The organism is Pseudarthrobacter sp. TRD_SC_9 (assembly GCF_055361265.1).
In genome coordinates this window covers 2,020,565-2,043,123 of record NZ_CM143956.1, presented here as the reverse complement: position 1 = coordinate 2,043,123, position 22,559 = coordinate 2,020,565, and the positions used below count along the sequence as shown (strand labels likewise).

17 protein-coding genes are annotated in these 22,559 nt (G+C 64.3%); 11 read left to right on the top strand and 6 right to left on the bottom strand.

Going from position 1 to position 22,559, the window contains the following annotated elements; translation table 11 throughout:
* The first annotated feature begins 15 nt into the window (after positions 1-15).
* Positions 16-1,251, top strand: a complete 1,236-nt coding sequence (gene metK / locus ACWA13_RS09535; protein ID WP_463933561.1) for a methionine adenosyltransferase — start codon at positions 16-18, stop codon at positions 1,249-1,251.
* Positions 1,252-1,346: 95 nt separating this feature from the next.
* Positions 1,347-3,497, top strand: coding sequence for a primosomal protein N' (locus ACWA13_RS09530; RefSeq protein ID WP_463933559.1), 2,151 nt, complete (start codon positions 1,347-1,349; stop codon positions 3,495-3,497).
* A gap of 11 nt (positions 3,498-3,508) precedes the next feature.
* On the opposite strand, the gene ACWA13_RS09525 is transcribed toward ACWA13_RS09530, so the two are convergent.
* From ACWA13_RS09525 to ACWA13_RS09510, 4 genes are read right to left on the bottom strand one after another with little or no spacing between them, the layout of a single operon-like run.
* Positions 3,509-4,591, bottom strand: a complete 1,083-nt coding sequence (locus ACWA13_RS09525; protein ID WP_463933558.1) for a glycosyltransferase family 4 protein — start codon at positions 4,589-4,591, stop codon at positions 3,509-3,511.
* A complete protein-coding gene (locus ACWA13_RS09520; RefSeq protein ID WP_463933556.1) occupies positions 4,588-5,496 on the bottom strand; it encodes an alpha/beta fold hydrolase in 909 nt (302 codons plus the stop codon). Before ACWA13_RS09520 ends, ACWA13_RS09525 begins: the two co-directional genes overlap by 4 nt.
* Before the next feature lie 13 nt (positions 5,497-5,509).
* The gene (locus ACWA13_RS09515) at positions 5,510-6,379 is read right to left on the bottom strand and encodes an aldo/keto reductase (protein ID WP_463933555.1); all 870 of its coding nucleotides are present in this window, start codon (positions 6,377-6,379) and stop codon (positions 5,510-5,512) included.
* A gap of 10 nt (positions 6,380-6,389) precedes the next feature.
* Positions 6,390-7,364: a sugar-binding transcriptional regulator gene (locus ACWA13_RS09510; RefSeq protein WP_463933553.1), complete on the bottom strand. Its 975-nt coding sequence runs from the start codon at positions 7,362-7,364 to the stop codon at positions 6,390-6,392.
* A gap of 140 nt (positions 7,365-7,504) precedes the next feature.
* Between ACWA13_RS09510 and ACWA13_RS09505 the strand changes: the two genes are divergently transcribed.
* From ACWA13_RS09505 to holA, 8 genes are all read left to right on the top strand, one after another.
* Positions 7,505-9,253, top strand: coding sequence for a glycerol-3-phosphate dehydrogenase/oxidase (locus ACWA13_RS09505; RefSeq protein WP_463933552.1), 1,749 nt, complete (start codon positions 7,505-7,507; stop codon positions 9,251-9,253).
* Between the two features lie 97 nt (positions 9,254-9,350).
* Entirely contained in the window at positions 9,351-10,100 is a 750-nt protein-coding gene (locus ACWA13_RS09500; RefSeq protein ID WP_463933550.1) for an MIP/aquaporin family protein, read from the top strand.
* A gap of 53 nt (positions 10,101-10,153) precedes the next feature.
* Positions 10,154-11,668 (top strand): glycerol kinase GlpK, encoded by a 1,515-nt coding sequence (gene glpK / locus ACWA13_RS09495; RefSeq protein WP_463933548.1) that lies wholly within the window; start codon positions 10,154-10,156, stop codon positions 11,666-11,668.
* Between the two features lie 322 nt (positions 11,669-11,990).
* Positions 11,991-14,513 carry a leucine--tRNA ligase gene (gene leuS / locus ACWA13_RS09490; RefSeq protein WP_463933546.1) on the top strand — a complete coding sequence of 841 codons (2,523 nt, stop codon included), beginning with the start codon at positions 11,991-11,993 and terminating at the stop codon, positions 14,511-14,513.
* A 57-nt stretch (positions 14,514-14,570) separates the two neighbouring features.
* The gene (locus ACWA13_RS09485) at positions 14,571-15,569 is read left to right on the top strand and encodes a DegV family protein (RefSeq protein ID WP_463933544.1); all 999 of its coding nucleotides are present in this window, start codon (positions 14,571-14,573) and stop codon (positions 15,567-15,569) included.
* Between the two features lie 48 nt (positions 15,570-15,617).
* Entirely contained in the window at positions 15,618-16,490 is an 873-nt protein-coding gene (locus ACWA13_RS09480) for a ComEA family DNA-binding protein (protein ID WP_463933542.1), read from the top strand.
* Positions 16,487-18,622 (top strand): ComEC/Rec2 family competence protein, encoded by a 2,136-nt coding sequence (locus tag ACWA13_RS09475; RefSeq protein ID WP_463933540.1) that lies wholly within the window; start codon positions 16,487-16,489, stop codon positions 18,620-18,622. Before ACWA13_RS09480 ends, ACWA13_RS09475 begins: the two co-directional genes overlap by 4 nt.
* Complete coding sequence (gene holA / locus ACWA13_RS09470) at positions 18,532-19,425, top strand: DNA polymerase III subunit delta (RefSeq protein WP_463933538.1); 894 nt, start codon at positions 18,532-18,534, stop codon at positions 19,423-19,425. Before ACWA13_RS09475 ends, holA begins: the two co-directional genes overlap by 91 nt.
* Positions 19,426-19,532: 107 nt before the next feature.
* On the opposite strand, the gene rpsT is transcribed toward holA, so the two are convergent.
* Both rpsT and ACWA13_RS09460 read right to left on the bottom strand, forming a co-directional pair.
* Entirely contained in the window at positions 19,533-19,793 is a 261-nt protein-coding gene (gene rpsT, locus ACWA13_RS09465; RefSeq protein ID WP_463933537.1) for a 30S ribosomal protein S20, read from the bottom strand.
* Positions 19,794-19,966: 173 nt separating this feature from the next.
* Positions 19,967-20,545, bottom strand: coding sequence for a type II toxin-antitoxin system PemK/MazF family toxin (locus ACWA13_RS09460; RefSeq protein WP_463933535.1), 579 nt, complete (start codon positions 20,543-20,545; stop codon positions 19,967-19,969).
* 140 nt (positions 20,546-20,685) lie between these two features.
* On the opposite strand from ACWA13_RS09460, the gene lepA reads away from it, so the two are divergent.
* Positions 20,686-22,539: a translation elongation factor 4 gene (lepA, locus tag ACWA13_RS09455; protein ID WP_463933533.1), complete on the top strand. Its 1,854-nt coding sequence runs from the start codon at positions 20,686-20,688 to the stop codon at positions 22,537-22,539.
* Positions 22,540-22,559: the final 20 nt, after the last annotated feature.

Genomic DNA, 22,559 nt, shown 5'->3' with positions numbered 1-22,559 from the left:
CAGTAAGGTAGTTGAGTGACTTTACCCCTGCATATTCCCCACACCACCGGGGATGCCCCCGCCGCGCTCCGACTGTTCACCTCGGAGTCGGTTACTGAGGGGCACCCGGACAAAATCTGCGACCAGATCAGCGATGCGATCCTCGATGCACTGCTCGCCGCTGATCCGGAATCACGCGTTGCCGTTGAGACCATGGCCACCACCGGCCTGGTCCACGTCGCCGGGGAAGTCACCACCGACGCCTACGTCGAAATTCCGCAGATCGTCCGCGAGACCATCCTGGGCATCGGCTACGATTCCTCGGCCAACGGCTTCGACGGTGCCCGGTGCGGTGTTTCCGTCTCTATCGGCCAGCAGTCCAACGACATCGCCGGTGGCGTCTTCAACTCGCTGGAAGCGCGTGAGGGCCGCCAGGAAGACGACTACGATCTCCAGGGTGCCGGGGACCAGGGCCTGATGTTCGGCTACGCGAGCGACGAAACTGCCTCCTTCATGCCGACGCCGATCTGGCTGGCACACCGCCTGTCCGAGCGCCTGACCGAGTTCCGCAAGAACGGACAGCTGCCTTACCTGCGGCCGGACGGCAAGACCCAGGTCACCGTTGGCTACGATCGCGACACCCCTGTTTCGGTTGAGACAGTGGTCATTTCCAGCCAGCACGCCGAAGGCGCAAGCCTCGATCAGCTGCGGGCAGACCTCGCCACGTTCGTGATTGATCCGGTGCTTGCCGCTGCCGAACTGGATATTTCAAGGGCCCACAACATCCTCAACCCGGCCGGTGAGTTCGTGATAGGCGGGCCGGTGGGTGACGCCGGCCTGACCGGCCGCAAGATCATCGTAGATACCTATGGCGGCTTTGCCCGCCACGGCGGCGGTGCCTTCTCCGGCAAGGATCCCTCCAAGGTGGATCGTTCGGCAGCCTATGCCATGCGTTGGGTAGCAAAGAATGTCGTGGCCGCCGGCCTTGCCAAGCGCGCCGAGATCCAGATTGCCTACGCTATTGGCCAGGCCCGCCCGGTGGGCACCTACGTTGAGACTTTCGGCACCGAGACCGTTGACCCCGCACGGATCAGCCAGGCCATTGCGGAAATCTTCGACCTCCGCCCCCGCGCCATCATCGACGCCCTTGACCTGAAACGGCCAATTTATGCGAAGACTGCGGCGCACGGCCACTTCGGCCGGGACGAGCCTGACTTCACCTGGGAACGCCTGGATCGGGTGGAAGACCTTAAGGCCTTCTTCAACGCCTGAGTCCATGTCGGTGGTTCCTGGTTGACTGGCTCTGTGGCCGGGTTCCGGCCGGTTGGCGGCAGTGGAAGTTCGGCAAGGAGAAGGAGGCGGTCACTGTGGTCAGCTCACGGGCAGGGCAGGGTGACAGTATTCAGCCGTCCCTTCTCCAAGGCTTCCCGGTAAGTGCGGTCTCGACTCCCGGCATTGCCTTGGCGCCTGTGAATCCAGTGGCCCGCGTCCTGGTGGAATCCGGGGTACCGCACCTGGACAGGCCCTTCGACTACAGCGTTCCGGCGTCATTGGATGCCACAGCGTTGCCGGGCGCGCGGGTGAAGGTCACCTTTAACGGGCAGGAACTGCCCGGCTACCTGTTGGAGCGCCGGGTTACTACCGACGCCGGGCACACCCTGGTTCCGTTGCACAAGGTTGTCTCCGCAGTGCCGGTTTTGACTCCAGCCATCCGCCGCCTGGCAGAGTCCGTGGCCGCGCGCTACGCCGGCACAGTCAGCGATGTTATTCGCGTAGCTGTTCCGCCCCGGGTCGCGCGGCTGGACAAGGAATTCCTGGCGCGGCATGCCGGGGCAGGTGCCGCGTGCGTTGCTGCTTCCGAGGCCGGCACGCCGGAAGACGGCGGACACGCCCCTTCTGCATCAGCCGGCTCCGTCTGGGCGGGTTACCGCAGCGGCAACCCATTCCTGCTGCACCTGGCGGCAGGTGGCTCGCCGCGTGCCGCCGTCAATGCACTCCAGGGCTACGGGCCCAAGGGCTGGCCGGTTCTCCTGGCCGAGGCGGTAGCTGCGGTCCGCGCATCGGGCCGCGGCGCCGTCGTCGTGGTTCCCGACTACCGCGACCTTGACCGCCTGGAAGACGCATTGTCCGCCGTGCTCCCGGCGGCGGACGTCGTCAGGCTCTCAGCCGACGACGGCCCGGCCGTCAGGTACGCCAATTTCCTGCGGCTCGTGGAAGGTTCGGCGCGGGTGGCAATCGGTACCCGGTCCGCATCCTATGCGCCCGTGATCCGGCCGGGACTCTTTGCCTGCTGGGACGACGGCGACGACCTCCACATCGAACAACGCGCGCCGTACGCGCACACCCGTGAAGTCCTCCTGCTGCGTGCGGAGCAGGAAGACGCTGCCTGCTTGCTGGCCGGCCATTCCCGCAGTACAGAGGTCCAGCGCCTGGTGGAACAGGGCTGGGCCGTTGCCGTCGAACCCGATCGTCCTGCCACCCGCGCAGCTGCACCCCGGGTGGTGAACACTGCTGACAGTTTTGAGCAGGAACGTGACCCCCTGGCGCGCATTGCACGGCTGCCCGGGGCCGCCTGGAAGGCTGCCCAGGATGGCCTGCTGCGCGGACCCGTGCTGGTGCAGGTGGCCAGGGCAGGCTACGCTCCATCCCTGGTGTGCGACTCCTGCCGCGAGCCCGCACGCTGCAATTCGTGCCAGGGCCCGCTTGCGGTGGCCGGCAGCACCGGCTCCGCGTCCGTCCCGCAGTGCCGGTGGTGTTCCACACCTGCACCCACCTGGGAGTGCGGGCACTGCGGGGGCCACCGTTTGCGGCGTGGTGCCACGGGTGTAATCCGCACCGCCGAGGAACTGGGAAAAGCCTTCCCGGGCAGGCCTGTCATCACGTCTTCGGGTGATCATGTCAAGGCATCGGTGGGCGATTCCGCGGCCCTGGTGGTAGCCACAGTAGGAGCAGAGCCCGTGGCGGCCGGCGGCTATGCGGCTGCACTCCTGTTGGACGGCGATTCGCTGCTGCGCCGGGAGAACCTGCGCGCGGGCGAGGACACCGTGCGGCGTTGGTTCAATGCTGCGTCCCTGGTGCGCCCGGCCAAAGATGGCGGCCTGGTGGTGGTCACGGCGGCGGACACTGCCGCCGTCGGAGCACTGCTGCGCTGGGACCCTTCCGGCTATGCCGAGCGTGAGCTGGCGCTGCGGCGGGAACTCCACCTGCCGCCTGCGGTCAGGATCGCCTCGGTCACCGGGCCCGCAACTGATGTGGCGTACTACATGGATGCTGTGCAGCGGCAGCTCAAGGCTGCCGGCATCAGCCTTCGCACGGCCGGACCTGCGCCGGTGGTCCTGGGGCGGCCAGCAGGCAAGCAGACAGCTCCCGGCGAGGCTGACGCCAGGACATTGCTGTTCATTCCTTATGCCGACGCGGCCGAGGTAACCAGGATCCTGCGGGCAATCAAGGCCTCCAGTGCAGCGAAGCGGAGCGCCGGCCCGGTCCAGCTCCGGCTCGACGGCACCGACGTGCTCTGAGTTCCTGCCTTCTACCGTGCCGCTGAACGCCGGGCCACGATTGCCTCGGCGAGCGCCACAAGCTGGTGGGCAGAGTGTTCCCAACTAAACTGGCCTGCGCGCTTAACTGATTGCAGGGATGCCTCCCGCCAGTGTGAGTCGTCGTCGAGCTCCCGCACGGCGGCTGCGAAGGCTGCCGGTGAGCCGGGATCAACGTAGCGCACAGCATCGCCGCCCACTTCACGGAAAATCGGGATGTCGCTGGCAATTACCGGGGTACCCACTGACATGGCTTCCACCAGCGGCAGCCCATAACCTTCAGCGCGGGACAGGCTCACCAGCGCGGTGGCCCGGTGGAGCATCTGCGTGTATTCGGGGTCCGAGACTCCGTTGTGGAAGATGATGTCCGCCCCGGGTGGCACCAGCGCCTCCAGCTCGGCCAGGCGCTGGGGAGTGATCCTGCTGAGCAGGTGCAGTGTATAGCCGGGCAGCGAGGCCATCCCGGCAATCATGGTCTCCACGTTTTTGTACGGCATAAAGGATCCCATGTACAAGAGCGAGCGGTCAGCACCGTCATCGGGACTACGGGGTTCCTGGTCCGGCTGCGGGGCATTGCTCACGATCCGGACAGGACGGTGCGTCAGCCGGTACTTGGCCATTAGCGCCTGGGTGGTGTGGCTGATGGTAGCGACGGTATCCGCGCGGTTCAGCAGCATTCGCTGCGGCCAATATGCCTTGTGGTACAGCCTCCATAGAAGCCGCACCGGGGCGGGGAGGAAGCCCGGAGGTGTGGGGTTCTCATAGTAGATGAGATCGTGCAGGGTCAGCACCAGGCCGTACTTGCGCCCCCAGCTGCCCATCGTCTGCATAGGGCAGACCACGACGTCGGCGCCCAGCCTGTTCACTTTCCGCGCCACAAAAAGTTCCAGTGGGGACAGGGGGCTGTTGATCAACGTGTACGGCACATCAGGGAGAAGGGCCAGCTGCCGGGGATCGCTGATTAACATGGACACATCCGCCAGCTTGGCGGTGGCCGCAATCAGGCTGGCGCCATAGCGGCTGATGCCGTCGTGGTGATCGGTACGGGTGAAGCGTGCGTCGATGACGATTTTCATGCGGTGGGACCTGCCAGAAAGTCGTTGATGTATTCTGCGGCAGCCTGAGGTGTCTCGTAATGGATCAGATGCCCGACGCCCGGGATGACCTTCAGTGTTGCGTCCGGGAGCCGGGAGTGCAGCCGGTGCTGATCCCTGAGTTGGGCGATTTCGTCCATTTCGCCGGCAATAAGGAGAACCGGCAGTTCCAGGGCAGGCGCAACGTCACCAACATTTGAACTGACGGACGCCCGGAAGGACTCGAGCAGGCTGTTCCGGTCCGCGAAGGCGCTGAAGTAGGAATGGTGCTGCCCGTGGATGAAACGCCGCAGATCAGGATCACGCGTTTTGGCCATGGCTTCGCTCATCACCCTGACGATCACGGAATTTCGCAGCACTGCCAGGCCCACCCGCTCAGGGAGCCGGGCGGACAGTTGATAGTAGAGGACAGCCAGCCGGGTCATCAGGCCCTTGGGTCCTTCCAGCGCCGGCGCGGCAATCGGATTGATGAGGATGAGGCGCTCCACCGCCCCCGGATGCGCTGCGACGAAGTGGGAGGCCACGATCGAACCGAAAGAGTGGCCCAGCAGTACCGTGTCCGTCCCCAGCCCCAGGATGGCCATGAAGCCGCTGATGAACAGGCCGTAGGCTGGTACGTCGTGGGCCCTGGTTGGGAAAGCTTCTGAACTGCCAAAGCCGGGAAGGTCCGGCATGATGATGCGGTGTCCCGGAAGCTGGTCCGCCACCCGCAGAAGCCCATGGTGGTCTCCGCGGAAGCCATGGATTACCAGGATGGTCCGGGTCTCCGGCCCAGGGCTGGCTGGTTCATACGTCCAGTACGCGATACCGGTGCCTTCTACGCGTACCGTCGAGGCGCTGGTGCGTGCTGCGAGTCCGTTGCTGTACCAGGATGTTGATGATGTCATAGGGCAGGCGCTCCTAATGGACCTGGTCAGGATGGGAACCTGTGCGTTCGCCGCGGTCCAGGGATTCAAGTGCGGCGAGGTCCTTGGGCGTCAGTTCGAAGTTGAACACGTCGATATTCTCCCGCAGCCGAGCCTCGGAACTGGCTTTTGGAACGAGGATGTTGCCCGTTTGCACGTGCCATCGCAGAATGATCTGGGCAGCAGTCCTCTGGTGTTCGGCAGCACAGGCGAGCACTACGGGATCTTCCAGCACCCGGCCCCGGCCAAGCGGGCTCCACGCCTCGGTCCGGATGCCCAGTTCGTCATGCCTTGCCCTGAGTTCGTGCTGCTGAAGCCATGGGTGGAGCTCGATCTGGTTGACGGCCGGCACTACTTCTGCCGTATCCAGCAGCTGGTCCAGGTGCTCCGGCTGGAAGTTGGAAACCCCGATGGCCCGGACCTTCCCCTCCCGGTAGAGCGTCTCCATGGCCTTGTACGTCTCCCCGAATAGTCCACGCCCGGCACATGGCCAGTGGATCAAATACAGGTCAACGTACTCCAGTCCCAGGTTCACCAGTGAGGTGTCGAAGGCACGCAACGTGGAATCGTAACCCTGCTGGTCGTTCCAGACTTTGGTGGTGATGAAAAGATCTTCGCGCCCGTTGCCCGGAGGCGTCTCACCGGACCCGCCCGGCTGCCGTGGCGACCCGGCAAAAGCACTGACGGCACGTCCCAACGCGCTCTCGTTGCCGTACATCGCCGCCGTATCGAAGTGCCGGTAGCCGGTGGCCAGGGCCATGCTCACAATATCTGCCGCCTTGGCTGGCGGAACCTTGTACAGCCCCAGCCCCAGCTGCTCGATCAGTACACCGTTGTTCAGATGGATCCGGGGCGGGTTTTTCATACCACTGACTCTACCGATTGGATGACGGCAGTCCATCCAGGCTGACCAGGCGTCGCGCGGTGCCTTCATCCAGGATGAGATCGGTGGCCAGGCCGGCGGCAAGCGTCCCCTGCAGTCCGTTGATTTTCGAGGCACCGGAAACCACGCAGATCCGGCGTCGGGCCTGGCGCAGCTGGGCCAGCGACGGGCCGGTGGACCGCTGGTTCAGTGTAATGCCGTCAGTAGAACCGTCACGCCGGAAGAACACCGTTGCCACGTCACCCACCACGTCCGAGGTGGCCAGGGTGCTCAGATCGTCCTGGTCCAGATAGCCTCCGGCGTACACGTGACTGGGATAATCGGCGTCCACCGAGCCCACGCCAAAAATAGCGATGGACATCCTGGCCTGGAGATCCAGGATCCGTTGAACGCTTCGTTCGTTCCACATCGCCTGCTTGGTGGCGGCATGGTCAAAAAAGGCCGGTACGGGGAACTGCTCCACCCTGGCGCCGTAAGCGCTGCCAAACCTCCGCATAATGTCGCTTGCATACGTAATGCCGGTGGTATGCATGTTCCCGGCGCCGTTGAGCTGGACAATGATGCTGTCGTGGGTGATCTTCCGCGTGAGGTGACGGCTGACCGCGCTGAGGGTGGATCCCCAAGCCACGCCGATAATCGCGTTCGAATCAACCAGCGGCCCGATGGTCCGTGCTGCCTGGATGGCCACACGGTCCAGCGTCTCTGCCTCGTTCAGCGTGTCGAGCACCGGCACAACGTGAACGTCCACGTTGTAGCGGTGCCGGATAATCCCCTCAAGCTCAGGCCCGGTGTCCGTGGGGTTCCTGATCTGAACCTGGACCAGTCCGGAATCCCGGGCCGCGGAAAGCAGCCTGGATACTGTTGACCGGGACGTCCCCAACTCGCGGGCGATGGCATCCATGGTGAGGTCCTGCAGATAGTACATCTGTGCAGCTCGAAGCGATTGTGAGGACGTTGAACGCGGCATATCCGATCCGTTCTGCACGTTTGTGCATAGCGCTTGACTCCATTTTCCATTACTCCAAAGAATAGTTGAAGAACTTCGGCCTCCCGTTGGAGCGGTGGCCGCAGTGAGACACGTCGGATCGGCCAGGCAAGGGAGAAGTTTTGAGTTCCACACACCGAAATTCCGTTGAAGAGCTGCGCAGTCGGCCCACAGCGAAGGTGCTGATCATCGGAGGCGGGATCAACGGCGTCGGAACTTTCCGCGATCTTGCCCTCCAAGGCGTCGACGTAGCCCTCATTGAACGGGGAGACTATTGCCAGGGTGCCAGCGGAGCATCGTCGCACATGATCCATGGAGGCATCCGTTACCTCGAGAACGGTGAATTCCGTTTGGTGCGTGAATCGGTGGTGGAACGCAACCGGCTCCTGAACATTGCCCCGCACTACGTCAAGCCGCTGCAGACCACCATTCCGATCTTCAGCACGTTCTCCGGCATCCTCTCCGCGCCGGCCCGCTTCCTGACACACAAGCAGGGCAAGCCGAAGGAGCGCGGGGCGTTCCTGATCAAGCTCGGCCTGTCCATCTACGACTCCTTTTCGCGTGACGGCGGCAGCGTGCCGCGTCACCAGTTCAGGGGCCGGGACAAGGCTCTGGCCGAGCTGCCGAAGCTGCATCCCGGGATCAAATATGCAGCCACGTACTTCGATGCATCGGTGCACAACCCCGAACGACTCACGCTCGATGTCCTGCAGGACGGCGAAAAGGCAGGCCGCAGCGGTGGCACCGCGCTGGCACGGGCCAGCAACTACGTCTCTCTGGTGTCCAAGGTGTCCGCCTCCGAAGCCAGCAGCCGCCCCACCGTTGTGCTGCGTGACGAGCTGACCGGCGAAACCTTCGACTTCAGCGCCGACGTCATCGTCAACACCACCGGCGCCTGGGTGGACGACACCAACACCGCCATGGGTTCGGCGTCGTCCTTTATGGGCGGCACCAAGGGTTCGCACATCGTGCTGGACCACCCGGAGCTTCTGGCAGCCTGCAACGGCCGGGAGATTTTCTTTGAGCACACGGACGGCCGCATCGTCCTGATCTACCCGCTCGGGGACCGCGTATTGGTGGGCACCACCGATGTCGATGCCGATATGGCCCAGGACGCCGTGTGCACCGATGCCGAGATCGACTACTTCTTCGAGCTGATCGGCCATGTTTTCCCCACCATCCCGGTGAACCGGGAGCAGATCGTCTACACATTCTCCGGCGTCCGCCCGCTGCCGCGCCACGACGACACCCAGCCGGGCTTCGTTTCCCGCGACTACCGCATCGAACGCCGCAGTGCCGGTGACGCTGAAGGAACGGGTGCCGTGCTCAGCCTGGTTGGTGGCAAGTGGACAACCTTCCGAGCCCTCGCCGAGCACCTCAGTGATGATGTCCTCACGGAACTTGGCCTGGAACGCAAAATTTCGACAGCGAAGCTCCCCATCGGCGGCGGCGCGGGCTTCCCCTCCGACGAGGCAGGGATCCAGCAGTGGATCAAGTCCCATATGGTCCCTGGCCGGGACGCTGACCGGACGGCTGTCCTCCTGACCCGTTACGGTACCCGGGCGGTCGACGTCATGGCGTACCTGGACGAGGGCGTGGACCATCCTCTCCGGTCCACCAGGGAACTGTCAGTCCGCGAGCTCCAATTCATGGCGGTCCATGAACAGATCGGTCACCTCGTTGACGTCCTCATCCGCCGCACTTCGCTGGCGTTCCGCGGACTGGTGACCGGTGAGCTGCTCAACGAGGCAGCCGAAATCCTCGCCGGACCACTCGGCTGGGACCGCAACCGTTGCGCCGCCGAAATCAAGCATGCCCAGGAAGTGCTCCAGCGCCTCCACCGGGTACAGATCGACAGCCTCGTGGCCTAACGGCGCGCTGGCTGCGGCTGCCTCCGGTTCGCCGGCGGCAGCCAAACGGTTCTTCGCATCGGGCAGAACCGATCCAAATAAATAGATGGAGTCAAAGATGTCTCTTGGAATAGTGTTTCTTTCCGAGGTGTTCGGCACGGCGATGCTGACCCTCCTGGGTTGCGGCGTGGTAGCCAACGTGGCGCTGAAGGGGACAAAAGGCAACAGCGGCGGGTTCCTAATGGTGACCTGGGGCTGGGGTATTGCAGTCTTCGCGGGCGTTTACGTCGCGGCACAGTCCGGGGCCCACCTCAACCCGGCAGTAACGCTGGGCCTCTTGGTCAACGGCAAATCCGAATACGCTCCGGGTGTCGCCGTTGATTTCGCTTCCACCCTGACGTATTTCGGTGGCGAGCTGCTCGGCGCCTTCCTTGGTGCCGTTGCCTGCTGGCTCGCTTATAAGCAGCACTTCGATGCCGAGCCCGAGCCCGCCAGCAAGCTGGGCGTCTTCTCCACAGGCCCCGCAATCCGTTCCACGCCGTGGAACCTCGTCACGGAAATCATCGGAACCTTCGTACTGGTGTTCGTGATCCTCACCTTCGGCGGGACACCCTCGGGCCTGGGGCCGCTGGCGGTGGCGCTCCTCGTCGTCGGTATCGGTGTTTCCCTGGGTGGACCCACCGGCTACGCGATCAACCCTGCCCGTGACCTCGGCCCCCGCATCGCCCACGCTCTCCTGCCTATCAAGGGCAAGGGGGCCAGCGACTGGAGCTACTCGTGGATTCCGGTCGTCGGACCGGCCATCGGCGGTACACTGGCCGGCCTCGTGGCCGTTACCGTTCCCATCGTCGCCACCGCGGCCTCGTGAGCCTGCCGCAGCGTTCCAAGCAAAACTACTTGAGCACAGACAAGGACGTCACCATGAACCAGTACGTAATCGCCATCGACCAGGGAACCACCAGCAGCCGCGCAATTGTTTTCGACCACAGCGGCAGCATCGTCTCCACCGGCCAATTGGAGCACGAGCAGATCTTTCCACAGGCCGGCTGGGTGGAGCACAACCCCGCTGAGATCTGGAACAACACCCGTCAGGTGATCGGTACGGCGTTGTCCAAAGCCAACCTCACCCGCCACGACATCGCGGCTGTTGGCATCACCAACCAGCGGGAGACCGCCGTCGTCTGGGATAAGACCACCGGCGAGGCCGTGTACAACGCAATCGTCTGGCAGGACACCCGGACCCAGCCGATCGTTGATGAACTGGCTCAGGACGGCGGTGCCGACCGCTTCAAGCAGAAGGTTGGCCTCCCGCTGGCCACCTATTTCTCCGGAACCAAGATCAAATGGATCCTGGACAATGTGGAAGGTGCCCGGGAAAAGGCCGAGGCAGGCGACCTCGTGTTCGGCAACACGGATGCTTGGGTCCTGTGGAACCTGACCGGCGGTATTGATGGCGGCGTTCACGTCACGGACGTCACCAATGCTTCGCGCACCCTGTTCATGGACCTGGAGACGCTGCAGTGGGACGAAGAGATCCTGGGCATCTTCGGGGTTCCGCGGTCCATGATGCCGGAAATCAAGTCCTCCTCCGAGGTCTACGGCACGGTGCACACCTCGCAGCTGCTGCGCGAAGTGCCGGTTGCCGGCATCCTCGGTGACCAGCAGGCGGCGACGTTCGGCCAGGCGGCTTTCCAGACCGGTGAGGCGAAGAACACCTACGGCACCGGCTGCTTCCTGATCTTCAACACCGGCGAAGAAATTGTGCACTCGAAGAACGGTTTGCTGACCACTGTGGGCTACAAGCTGGGCGACGCGGCACCGCACTACGCGCTGGAAGGTTCCATCGCCGTCACCGGTTCGCTGATCCAGTGGCTGCGCGACAACCTCGGCATGATCAGCACAGCGCCCGAAGTGGAAACCTTGGCAGCTTCCGTCAAAGACAACGGCGGCGTCTACATCGTCCCGGCGTTCTCCGGCCTCTTCGCGCCGTACTGGCGTTCGGATGCCCGCGGCGCGATTGTGGGGCTGACGCGGTTCGTCAACAAGAGTCACATCGCCCGGGCAGCCCTGGAAGCCACAGCGTTCCAGACCCGCGAAGTCCTCGACGCCGTCAACGCGGACTCGGGCGTTCCGCTCACCGAACTGAAGGTCGACGGCGGTATGGTCGCCAACGATGCGCTGATGCAGTTCCAGGCAGACATCCTCGGCGTTCCCGTCATCCGTCCGAAGGTGGTGGAAACCACTGCCCTTGGTGCCGCCTACGCCGCCGGCCTGGCCGTGGGCTTCTGGAAGGACCTGGGCGAGCTGTCCGCCAACTGGTCTGAGGACAAGCGCTGGGAACCGCAAATGGACCAGGCCGAACAGGAACGGCAGATGCGGCTGTGGAAGAAGGCCGTGACCAAGTCCATGGATTGGGTCGATGAGGACGTGAAGTAGTCCTTCGCTGTTATGGGGGCCCGCCCGCTTCGCGGACGCCCGATGCCGCTCCCGGGCCCCCATAACAGCTCGACCTCTGCCGGGTTTGCCATTCAGTGGCTCCATGGCGACGTGGGGCCAGGGGAGTGCGCTAAAGTAGGTTCATGCGTGCGATCCTCCTGCTTAGCTAGCCGCCCGGTGTCCGGATAACCGGATTGCCGAGCGGCCGCCCCTCCATTGTGAGGGGCTTTTGTGTGTCCGGGCCGTATGGCCGGGACCGCAGCAAACAATGAGCAGGAGCCAGGGCCGCACCAGGTGCGGTACAGAACAGAAGAGGGCAGCAGTGAGCGTTCAGCCGGAGACCGAAACCGGAGCAACAGCAGGGGCCGGCGTCCCTGAAGAAGGTACCTACAGCTTTGCGGCGATGGAGGCCAAATGGCCGCAGGTGTGGGAGGACCTCAAAGTGTTCACGCCCGTCGACGACGGCTCGCGCGAACGGCGCTACGTGCTGGACATGTTCCCCTACCCCTCCGGTGACCTGCACATGGGCCACGCCGAGGCGTTCGCCATGGGAGACGTGGTGGCGCGCTACCTCCGCCAGCAGGGCTACGACGTGCTGCACCCGATCGGCTGGGACTCCTTTGGCCTGCCCGCAGAAAACGCTGCCATTAAACGCAACGCCCACCCCAGCGAGTGGACCTACGCCAACATCGACACCCAGGCTGCGTCCTTCAAACGCTATGCGATCTCTGCTGACTGGTCCCGGCGCCTGCACACCTCCGATCCCGGCTACTACCGCTGGACTCAATGGCTGTTTAAGCGGTTTTACGAGCGCGGTCTCGCGTACCGTAAGGACTCGCCCGTTAACTGGTGCCCGAAGGACCAGACCGTGCTGGCTAACGAGCAGGTAGTCAACGGCGCCTGTGAGCGCTGCGGGACGCCTGTGACCAAGAAGTCGTTGAACCAGTGGTACTTCAAGATCACCGACTACGCCGATCGCTTGCTGGATGACATGGAGCAGCTCCGCGGCCACTGGCCGGAGCGTGTGCTCGCCATGCAGAAAAACTGGATCGGCCGCTCCGAGGGTGCACACGTCACTTTCGCGATCGAAGCCGAGGGCGGCCGTCCCGCCAAGGATGTCACTGTCTTCACCACCCGCCCGGACACGCTGTACGGAGCGACGTTCTTCGTGGTGGCAGCCGACGCGCCCCTCGCCGTCGAACTCGTCACGGAGGAGCACGCAGCCGCGCTGGATGACTACCGCGAGCAGGTCAAGGCATTGTCCGAGATCGAGCGCCAGTCCACCGAGCGCGAAAAGACCGGTGTCTTCACCGGCCGTTACGCCATCAACCCGCTGAACGGGGAGAAGCTGCCGGTCTGGGCTGCAGACTATGTCCTCGCTGACTACGGTACCGGCGCCATTATGGCGGTCCCGGCCCATGACCAGCGCGACCTCGATTTCGCCCGCAAGTTCGGGCTCCAGGTCCGCGCCGTGCTGGACACCGGGGAAGAGGACCCTGCAGTTTCCGGTAAGGCCACCACCGGCGAAGGTACCCTGATCAACTCCGGCGAGCTGGACGGGCTCCCTAAGGCGGAAGCCATTCCGGCCGCCATTGGCATCCTGGAACGCCAGGGGACCGGCGAGAAATTCGTGAACTTCCGGCTGCGGGACTGGCTGCTGAGCCGCCAGCGTTTCTGGGGCACACCTATTCCCATCATCCACTGCCCGTCCTGCGGCGAAGTTCCGGTACCTGACAATCAGCTCCCGGTGACACTGCCTGCGGACCTCCGCGGCGAGGACCTGTCCCCAAAGGGCACCTCTCCGCTGGCCGCGGCCGAGGCCTGGGTCAACGTCGAATGCCCCGAATGCCACGGTCCTGCCAAGCGTGATACGGACACGATGGACACCTTCGTGGATTCGTCCTGGTATTTCCTCCGGTTTGTCTCGCCGCAGTACACCGAAGGTCCCTTCGATCCGGTCAAGATCAACGACTGGATGCCTGTTGGCCAGTATGTGGGCGGCGTCGAGCACGCCATCCTGCACCTGCTGTACTCGCGCTTCTTTACCAAGGTCATCAATGATCTCGGCCTCATCGAGGCTAACGAGCCCTTCAGTGCCCTGCTGAACCAGGGCCAGGTCCTCAACGGCGGCAAGGCCATGAGTAAGTCCCTCGGCAACGGCGTGGACCTGGGGGAGCAGTTGGACAAGTACGGCGTCGACGCCGTCCGGCTGACCATGATCTTCGCTTCGCCTCCCGAGGACGACGTCGACTGGGCGGATGTGTCGCCGTCGGGCTCTGCGAAGTTCCTGGCGCGCGCCTGGCGCCTCGCGCAGGACGTCAGCAGCGGGCCGGGTACGGAGGCTGCTGACGGGGACCGGGCACTGCGTTCCGTTACCCACCGAACCATTGCCGAATCTGCCGAGCTGCTGGACCACAACAAGTTCAACGTCGTGGTTGCCAAGCTCATGGAACTGGTCAACGCCACCCGCAAGGCGATCGACTCCGGCGCAGGCGCGGCGGACCCCGCGGTGCGTGAAGCGGCGGAGGCGGTAGCCGTAATCCTGAGCCTCTTCGCCCCCTATACGGCGGAAGACATGTGGAACGTCCTGGGCCACCCGGCTTCCGTTGCCAATGCTGGCTGGCCGGCGCACGACCCGGCGCTCCTGGTCCAGGACACTGTTACTGCCGTCGTCCAGGTCCAGGGCAAGGTGCGGGACAGGCTCGAAGTTTCGCCGGGGATTACGGAGGAGGCGCTCCGGGAGCTGGCGTTAGCGTCGGAGAACGTGCAGCGTGCCATGGATGGCCGCGGCATCCGGACGGTTATCGTCCGTGCGCCTAAGCTGGTCAACATCGTTCCGTCTTAGAACGGCACGGCCGCCGGGGTAGCCCCGGCGGCCGTATGAGCACCAGGAGGCGATTCCATGCCCGAGCGTGACACTGCTGCATGGCTGTGGCTCAGGGAGCGCCTGGCTTCGGTGCGCGTCGGCCGCCAGGGCAAGCCGCCTGCCGCGGGCCCCGTCCAGTTGACGACGGCGGTAGTCACCGATTCCGCATCAGCGCTGCCGTCCGCCTGGGTTCAAAGCTGCACAGCCGATGGGCTCCTGACTGTCGTGCCGATGCCGGTCATGGTGGGTGATGAGATTTACGGCGAAGGCGAAGACGATATCTCGGAGACCATCGCCGTTGCCCTCGCCACAGGGAGTGCGGTCAAGACGTCCAGGCCCTCGCCCGGGCAGTTCGAACAGGCGTACCTTGCTGCGGCAAGACGTGGATTCACCGCCGTGGTGTCAATCCATATTTCCGGTGAACTGTCAGGAACTGCGGAGGCTGCGCGGCTTGCGGCCTCGCGTGTGCCGTTGCCAGTGGAGGTTGTGGATTCGCGGACCGTGGCCATGGCGCAAGGTATGGGCGTGCAGTCAGCGGTGCTGGCCGCCGCGGCAGGCGCCGGCCCCAAAGAGGTGGCCGCCGCCGCGGCGGCCACACTCTCGGACGCCCGCGTGTACTTCTATGTGCCAAGCCTGGAACAACTTCGCCGTGGCGGCCGCATCGGTGCTGCGGCATCCCTGCTCGGAACGGTGTTTGCCATCAAGCCCATCCTGGCTGTCCAGGGAGGGCGGATAGTACCGCTGGAAAAGGTCCGTTCCACGGCTAAAGCCATTGCGCGGCTTGAAGAACTCGCTGTGACCGACGCAGCCTCCCGCCCGGATGGCCGCGCCCGACTGGCCGTGCACCACTTCGGGAACCCGGAGCAGGCGGCTGGGCTGGCCCGGCGGTTGGGCGTCGCCCTCCCCGGCTGCCCACCGGCACAGGCCAGCGCGTTGCCGGCAGTCCTGGCGGCCCACGCCGGGCTGGGCGTGCTGGCCGTCATTGTGGGGGAAGAGAAGGCCGCGGTATCCGGCATCACGGAAGTTTCCACATAGCCCAAAAGCTCTCTTCCGGTGGCCCGGCAAGCTGCCTAGCCTGAGGTCATGTCACGTCGGAGAACAGGAGACGCCGGAGGCCGGCACGCCGGCGAGCGGCTGTTGTCCACCCTCGGCGGCCGCGTGGAAGAGTCCGTGGAACAGCCGGGCGCTCAGGCCCAGGCCGTCTTCGTCTACACAGATCCTTCCGGGGCGCCCGCACCGGCACGGTCCCTGCCTCGCACCTCGGCACTCAGGTTCCGGACCGGTCTTCGTGCAGCGCTGCTGATCGCTGTGCTGTCCCTGGTGGCTGCAGGCTGCTTTTGGTGGCAGGCCCTCGCCGCCCGGACGGATGTTGTCCCCTTAAGCGTTGGCCAGGCCCAGGAAGACGCCCTGGAAACAGCGGAGCCGGTGGATCCTGCTTCAATGCAAACGCTCCCCGTTGTTCCGGGGGCGCACCCCAGCTCCGGGGGAACGGCCGACGCTCAGCCTGTGGCGGTCGTGCACGTGGCAGGCGCAGTAAATTCTCCCGGCGTAGTGACGCTCCGCGCGGGAAGCCGCATTAACGACGCCATCGCGGCCGCCGGTGGTCCGTCAGCTGCGTCGGATCCCGGAGTTTTGAATCTGGCGGCGCTGGTGACCGACGGCCAAAAGATATACGTGCCGCGTCCGGGGGAGGGACTGCCGGCAGAACCCGCAGGGGCACCGGCGGCGGGAACTTCCGCGCCACCCGGCGGCGGCGCGGGCGGCGCCAAAGTGAATCTCAATACTGCCACTCCTGCCGAGCTCGCCACCTTGCCGAAGGTGGGTCCCGTCCTCGCCCAGAACATTATCAGCTGGCGGCTGGAGCACGGACCTTTCGCCACAGTTGAAGAGTTGGATGCCGTGGATGGTGTTGGTCCCAAACTGCTGGAAACGCTCCTGCCGCTGGTGACGCTATGACGCGACGCGCACCCTGGCAGGGATTTATTGACGCGGCGGTCGGCGCGGAGGCCGCCGCGCATTCAATGAATAACCTGCCGTCACCACAAGCACCGACAGAGCCCCAACGAAGGCGGATCCGCTGGAAGGGAGCCCTTGCGGATCGGTTGGCGGAACAGCTCACCGCAAGGGCCGGGGCGGCCGAGAACACCCTGCCTGTTCGAAGGGCTGACCTTCGGCTCGTGCCGGCGGCCGGTCTCGTCTGGGGTTCTGCCGCCGCCGGGGGATACCTTCCGCCTGCCGTACTCGCAGCCGTGTGCGTTGGTCTGCTCGGGATAGCCGCGGTCCTGATCCATGCCAGGATGCGTCGCTTCCGCCGGCCGCAGGGGAATCATTCCGGCCTTGGATCGCCCCTGCCCCGACCTCGGAGCCTGGGCCTGACTATAGCTGTTGCCTTGCTGCTTGCCGCGGCTGCTGCGGCACATTCTGCTGTGGCGTCCAGCGCACGGAGCGGGACGCCCTTCGCGGCACTGGTGGATCAGGAAGCCGGCGTTGTCGCGATCGTCGAAGTCATGGGAAGTCCGCGCCAGCTCGGCAAGGATCCGCCCGGAGGGACACCCGCAGGGGGAAGCTGGGCGGTGGCTGCCACCATCAAGGAAGTGTCAGCTGCCGGCAGCACACTCCGCAGCGTCTCCGGGACGGTTCGAATCACGGTAGTTGGTGGTGACGCCTGGAGTACTGTTGGGCCGGGTCAAGTGGTCCGTGCAACCGGCAAACTGTCCGCCTCCAGACCAGGTGACGCCGAAGCCGGCATCCTGTCCGCAGCAACCGCCGTACCGCAGGCGGGAATGGGTCACGAAGCGCGCTGGACATCATGGGCGCCGCACCTGCAAGCGGGGCTGCAGGATATCCGGAGCAGATACGTAGCCTCCGCCAGCTTCCTGCCGCCCGATGCGCGCGGCCTCCTTCCGGGCATGGTCACCGGGGATACCAGCGCTTTGGACCCGGAGCTCAAGGAAATCATGCGCACGGTTGGCATGTCGCATCTAACGGCCGTTAGCGGGGCGAACTGCAGCCTCGTGATCGGTGCATTGTTGATGTTGGCACGCACCCTGCGCCTGGCCAGGCCCGCTGCCGCCCTGTTCTCACTGACCGGCCTCGCTGTGTTCGTTGCGCTGGTAGGCCCGGAACCCTCCGTCATGCGGGCGGCTTTCATGGGCTGCATAGCGGTAGCGTCGCTGGCTGGGGGCAGGCCCGGCAGGGGCCTTAGCCTGCTGTGCTTGGCGGTGCTGGCACTGCTGCTGCTTGTTCCATCACTTGCTACAGACCTGGGCTTTCTCCTGTCCGTGGCCGCAACGCTGGGAATCGTTCTTCTGGCAGGCCCGATGATGCGCTGGGCGTCCGCCTGGGTGCCGCAATGGCTCGCCGCGGTGGTGGCCGTGCCCTTGTCCGCGCAGGTGTTCTGCGGGCCCATCGTGGTGCTTCTGCAGCCGGCGTACTCCACCTATGCCCTTTGTGCCAACATCCTGTCCGCACCCCTGGTAGTACCGGTGACGGTGCTGGGTACCGCTGCCGTCCCCTTCTCCCACGCAGCGCCCTGGCTGACCGGCGTGCTGAATGTGCCGGCGGGCCTGTGCAGCCTCGCAATTGCAGCGATTGCCCGCTTTATGGCCGGACAGGCCGGCGCCTCTCTTCCCTGGCCTGAAGGCCCGGTGGGGGTCGCCAGCATGTGCCTGTTGTCAGTTCTCTCGGTGCTGACAGTCTGGGCGGTGCTGCATCCCGGCAGACTTGCCCGCAAGGTGCTAGTTATCCATGCCCGGATCGCGGTCCTTCTTGATGGACTGGAGAAGCTCTGGCGGGCATCGCGGTCCGGCTTGGTGGCGGCTGCCGGTCGTGGCAGTCTTGATACCTGCACATTTACTTCCGGAAGGAACCAACCGTGGCTGGAGCATCGTCAAGGACGGCAAAAGGGCAGGCACAGAACCTGGTTTCATGGCGCGACGTCGAACCGGCCTCCGTCGTCCTCATCGGTGGCCCGGAAGAATATCTGGGAATCAGGGCCATGGACTCCGTCAGGGCACACGTCCGGGCGGCCACGCCGGACGTCGAGATTACCAGGCTCAACGCCGCCGCCTACGAGCCTGGGGCCTTGAGGATGCACGTGAGCCCGTCACTGTTTGGCGAACGGAAACTCATTGAGGTCGAAGCCGTGGAGGGGATGAATGATGCCTTCCTGGCTGACGCCCTTTCCTATCTGGAACACCCCGAACACGACGCCGTCCTTGTGCTGCGCCATGCCGGCGGCACCCGGGGGAAGAAACTGTTGGATGCGGTGAAGGCCGGCGGCTGGCCTGTAGTGGATTGCCAGCCACTGAAGAAGGACGCGGATAAAGCCGCCCTGGTCATGCTTGAATTCAAGGCGGCCGGGCGGAGGATTGAGCCTGACGCTGTCCAGGCCCTGGTCAGCGCCGTCGGAGCCAGCCTTTCCGAACTGGCGGCGGCGTGCAGCCAGCTCATCGCGGACGCCACCACAGCTGTAGATACTGCCATGGTGGATAAGTACTACGGCGGCCGGATTGAGGCCACCGCTTTTAAGGTTGCTGATGCCGCGATGGCCGGGAACGGGCCTGTAGCACTATCCACGCTCCGCCATGCCCTGGCCACGGGGGCAGATCCCGTGCCGCTGGTTGCAGCGCTGGCAGCAAAGCTTCGGACCGTTGCCAAGGTGGCAGGCGCCCAGGGCTCGTCGGCGCAGATTGCCCGTGAGCTGGGACTCCAGCCCTGGCTCGTGGAACAGGCCCAACGGGATGTTCGACGCTGGACTCCGGAAGGCCTGGTCCGTTCCATCCAGGCAACAGCGGAGGCTGATGCGCAGGTAAAGGGTTTGGCCAAGGACCCTGTTTATGCTGTGGAGCACGCCGTCAGGGTGATCGCCACCTCTGTCAAGCAAAAGTAGGCAGCGCCGGCAAGGGGTAGCGGCGGCGCTGCCGGGACAGTGGGCTTAAACGCGTGTGGCCGGCTCCGAAGAGCCGGCCACAACATCAGTTCGTGGAACTGGAAACCTTACAGTGCGTTGACCTTCTTGGAGATCGCCGACTTGCGGTTCGCTGCGTTGTTCTTGTGCAGAACACCCTTGCTGACAGCCTTGTCCAGCTTGCGGCTGGCGGCAACAAGAGCAGTAGTAGCAGCTTCCTTGTCGGTGGACTCAACGGCGGTGTTGACGGCGCGGATGGCCGTCTTCAGCTCGGACTTGACTGCGTTGTTGCGCAGGCGTGCCTTCTCGTTGGTGAGGATGCGCTTCTTCTGGGACTTGATATTAGCCACGTGTGAACTCTCTTTTTAATGCGGAAATGGTCTAGAGGGTTTTTCCGGCTGGCCTTGACTGAGCGGCGTGGGGATACCTATGGCGGCCAACCTTCAGTGGCCGTCGACCTGCACGGACACACAGCTATAAATATTAGCAGAGTTGGTTGCTCAGTGGCCAGTTTCGGGTCTTATCACCGTGGAGCAGCCCAGCCATACCGCTTGGCAAGGGCTGCGGCAACCGCCTGGAACCCCGCCTTAGCCAGTACCGCGCCTTCGCGCCGGACGTCACTCTCCCGGATCCGCAGCACCCGGTCCAGCTTTACTTCGCTGGGCCGGCCTTGCTTGTCCCACGCCCCGGCACCCACGTCCACATAGTCCCCGGATGCCGCCCTGCCGCCGTCGTGGTCCTTGCTGGTCAGCATGAGTGCCAGGAGGTAACCGTCGTTGGATCCGATGATCAGCACAGGCCGGTCCTTCCCCCGGGAGAAGTCTTCCTCGTAAGGGACCCACGTCCAGACGATCTCACCAGGGTCCGGGTTGCCGTCCGGGGAGGGGGCGTACCGCAGGTGCAGCCGGTCCGGCCCGGTCCGGTAGTCCCCGGGGTAGGGGGAGGCGGGACGGGAGGGAATGTTCGACGCCGGGACCGCCGAAGCAGGGCGTCTGGCCTTACCGGCGGGTTTACTGCCGGCGGACCTGCCTTGGTTGGGTGCCGTCAGGACGCGGAGGGCCGATCGGGCGACGCGGGCCAGGGACTGCAAATTGAACACCATGCTGCCAGCCTAATGCTGCACCGTTCCGGCGGCACCTGCCTGCAGACTGCCCGTTGGCCATGCTTCCGAATGCGCACAGCGGCCTTTGACGTGGGACACTTGAAGTTCACAATCAGAGCAGCCAACAGTAAGGACCCTGCGTGTCTCCCATGGCCCGCACCGCCCCGGTGCCCGCCGCGACAGATCCGGCCATCATTCGGAATTTCTGCATCATCGCGCACATTGACCACGGCAAGTCCACCCTGGCAGACCGCATGCTGCAGTTCACCGGGGTGGTTCAGTCGCGCGATATGAAGGCCCAGTACCTGGACCGGATGGATATTGAACGCGAACGCGGCATCACCATCAAGTCCCAGGCCGTCCGGATGCCGTGGGAACTGGACGGCACCAGCTACGCGCTGAACATGATCGACACTCCGGGGCACGTTGACTTCACCTACGAGGTCTCGCGGTCGCTGGCTGCCTGCGAAGGGGCCATCCTGCTGGTTGACGCTGCGCAGGGCATTGAAGCCCAGACGCTCGCCAACCTGTACCTTGCGATGGAAAACAATCTCACCATCATCCCGGTACTCAACAAGATTGACCTCCCCGCCGCGCAGCCGGAAAAGTACGCGGCAGAATTGGCCAGCCTGATCGGCGGCGATCCGGAGGACGTCCTGCGGGTCTCAGGCAAGACCGGCGCAGGCGTCGAGGCACTGCTGGACAAGATCGTCCGCGATCTTCCGGCACCAGTAGGCGACGCCGAAGCTCCAGCCCGTGCCATGATTTTCGACTCTGTCTACGACACTTACCGCGGCGTCATAACCTACGTCCGGGTTATGGACGGCATGTTGCATCCGCGCGAGAAGATTCAGATGATGTCCACCCGCGCCACCCACGAGCTCCTGGAGATCGGCGTCAGCTCACCGGAACCCACTCCGTCAAAGGGACTTGGTGTTGGCGAAGTGGGGTACCTGATTACCGGAGTGAAGGACGTCCGGCAGTCAAAGGTGGGCGACACCATCACAAACCTTGCCAAGCCGGCGACGGAATCCCTCGCCGGTTACTCCGATGCCAAGCCCATGGTGTTCTCTGGCCTGTACCCGCTGGATGGCACGGACTATCCTGTGCTTCGTGATGCGCTCGAGAAACTGATGCTCAACGATGCCGCGCTGGTCTACGAGCCGGAAACGTCCGCAGCACTGGGGTTCGGCTTCCGTGTTGGCTTCCTGGGCCTGCTGCACCTGGAAATCACCCGTGAGCGGCTCGAACGTGAATACAACCTGGACCTGATCTCCACCGCTCCCAACGTGGAGTACCAGGTGACCCTGGAGGACAAAAAGGTCATCCATGTGACCAACCCCAGCGAATACCCAACCGGCAAAGTCGCCGAGGTCCGTGAACCCATGGTTTCTGCCACCATCCTGGCTCCCAGCGACTTCGTAGGCGCCATCATGGAACTGTGCCAGAGCCGACGCGGCGTACTGGGTGGTATGGATTACCTCTCCGAGGACCGGGTGGAAATCCGGTACCGCCTGCCGCTGGCGGAAATCGTCTTTGACTTCTTCGACATACTCAAGTCCAAGACCCGCGGTTATGGTTCGCTGGACTGGAAGGCCGACGGCGACCAGGTGGCAGACCTGGTGAAGGTGGACATCATGCTCCAGGGCGAGCAGGTGGATGCCTTCAGCGCCATCACCCACCGGGAAAAGGCTTATGCCTACGGTGTGATGATGACCGGCAAGCTCCGGGAACTCATTCCCAGGCAGCAGTTCGAGGTGCCCATTCAGGCCGCAATCGGGTCCAGGATTATTGCCCGCGAGAGCATCCGCGCCATCCGTAAGGACGTGCTGGCCAAGTGCTACGGCGGCGACATCACCCGTAAGCGCAAGCTGCTGGAAAAGCAGAAGGAAGGCAAGAAGCGCATGAAGATGGTGGGCCGCGTCGAGGTTCCCCAGGAAGCGTTTATTGCCGCCCTGACCACCGACGAATCCAAGGACAAGGCAAAGAAGTAGTGTTCCTGCTGTATCCGCTC

Excerpts from the sequence above, each read along its gene's own strand:
- glpK (WP_463933548.1), top strand. The coding sequence starts at position 10,154 with ATGAACCAGTACGTAATCGCCATCGACCAGGGAACCACCAGCAGCCGC.
- ACWA13_RS09525 (WP_463933558.1), bottom strand. The coding sequence starts at position 4,591 with ATGAAAATCGTCATCGACGCACGCTTCACCCGTACCGATCACCACGAC.
- ACWA13_RS09500 (WP_463933550.1), top strand. The coding sequence starts at position 9,351 with ATGTCTCTTGGAATAGTGTTTCTTTCCGAGGTGTTCGGCACGGCGATG.
- ACWA13_RS09475 (WP_463933540.1), top strand. The coding sequence starts at position 16,487 with ATGACGCGACGCGCACCCTGGCAGGGATTTATTGACGCGGCGGTCGGC.
- ACWA13_RS09510 (WP_463933553.1), bottom strand. The coding sequence starts at position 7,364 with ATGCCGCGTTCAACGTCCTCACAATCGCTTCGAGCTGCACAGATGTAC.
- ACWA13_RS09485 (WP_463933544.1), top strand. The coding sequence starts at position 14,571 with ATGCCCGAGCGTGACACTGCTGCATGGCTGTGGCTCAGGGAGCGCCTG.
- ACWA13_RS09520 (WP_463933556.1), bottom strand. The coding sequence starts at position 5,496 with ATGACATCATCAACATCCTGGTACAGCAACGGACTCGCAGCACGCACC.
- ACWA13_RS09480 (WP_463933542.1), top strand. The coding sequence starts at position 15,618 with ATGTCACGTCGGAGAACAGGAGACGCCGGAGGCCGGCACGCCGGCGAG.
- ACWA13_RS09460 (WP_463933535.1), bottom strand. The coding sequence starts at position 20,545 with ATGGTGTTCAATTTGCAGTCCCTGGCCCGCGTCGCCCGATCGGCCCTC.
- holA (WP_463933538.1), top strand. The coding sequence starts at position 18,532 with ATGGACTCCGTCAGGGCACACGTCCGGGCGGCCACGCCGGACGTCGAG.
- ACWA13_RS09515 (WP_463933555.1), bottom strand. The coding sequence starts at position 6,379 with ATGAAAAACCCGCCCCGGATCCATCTGAACAACGGTGTACTGATCGAG.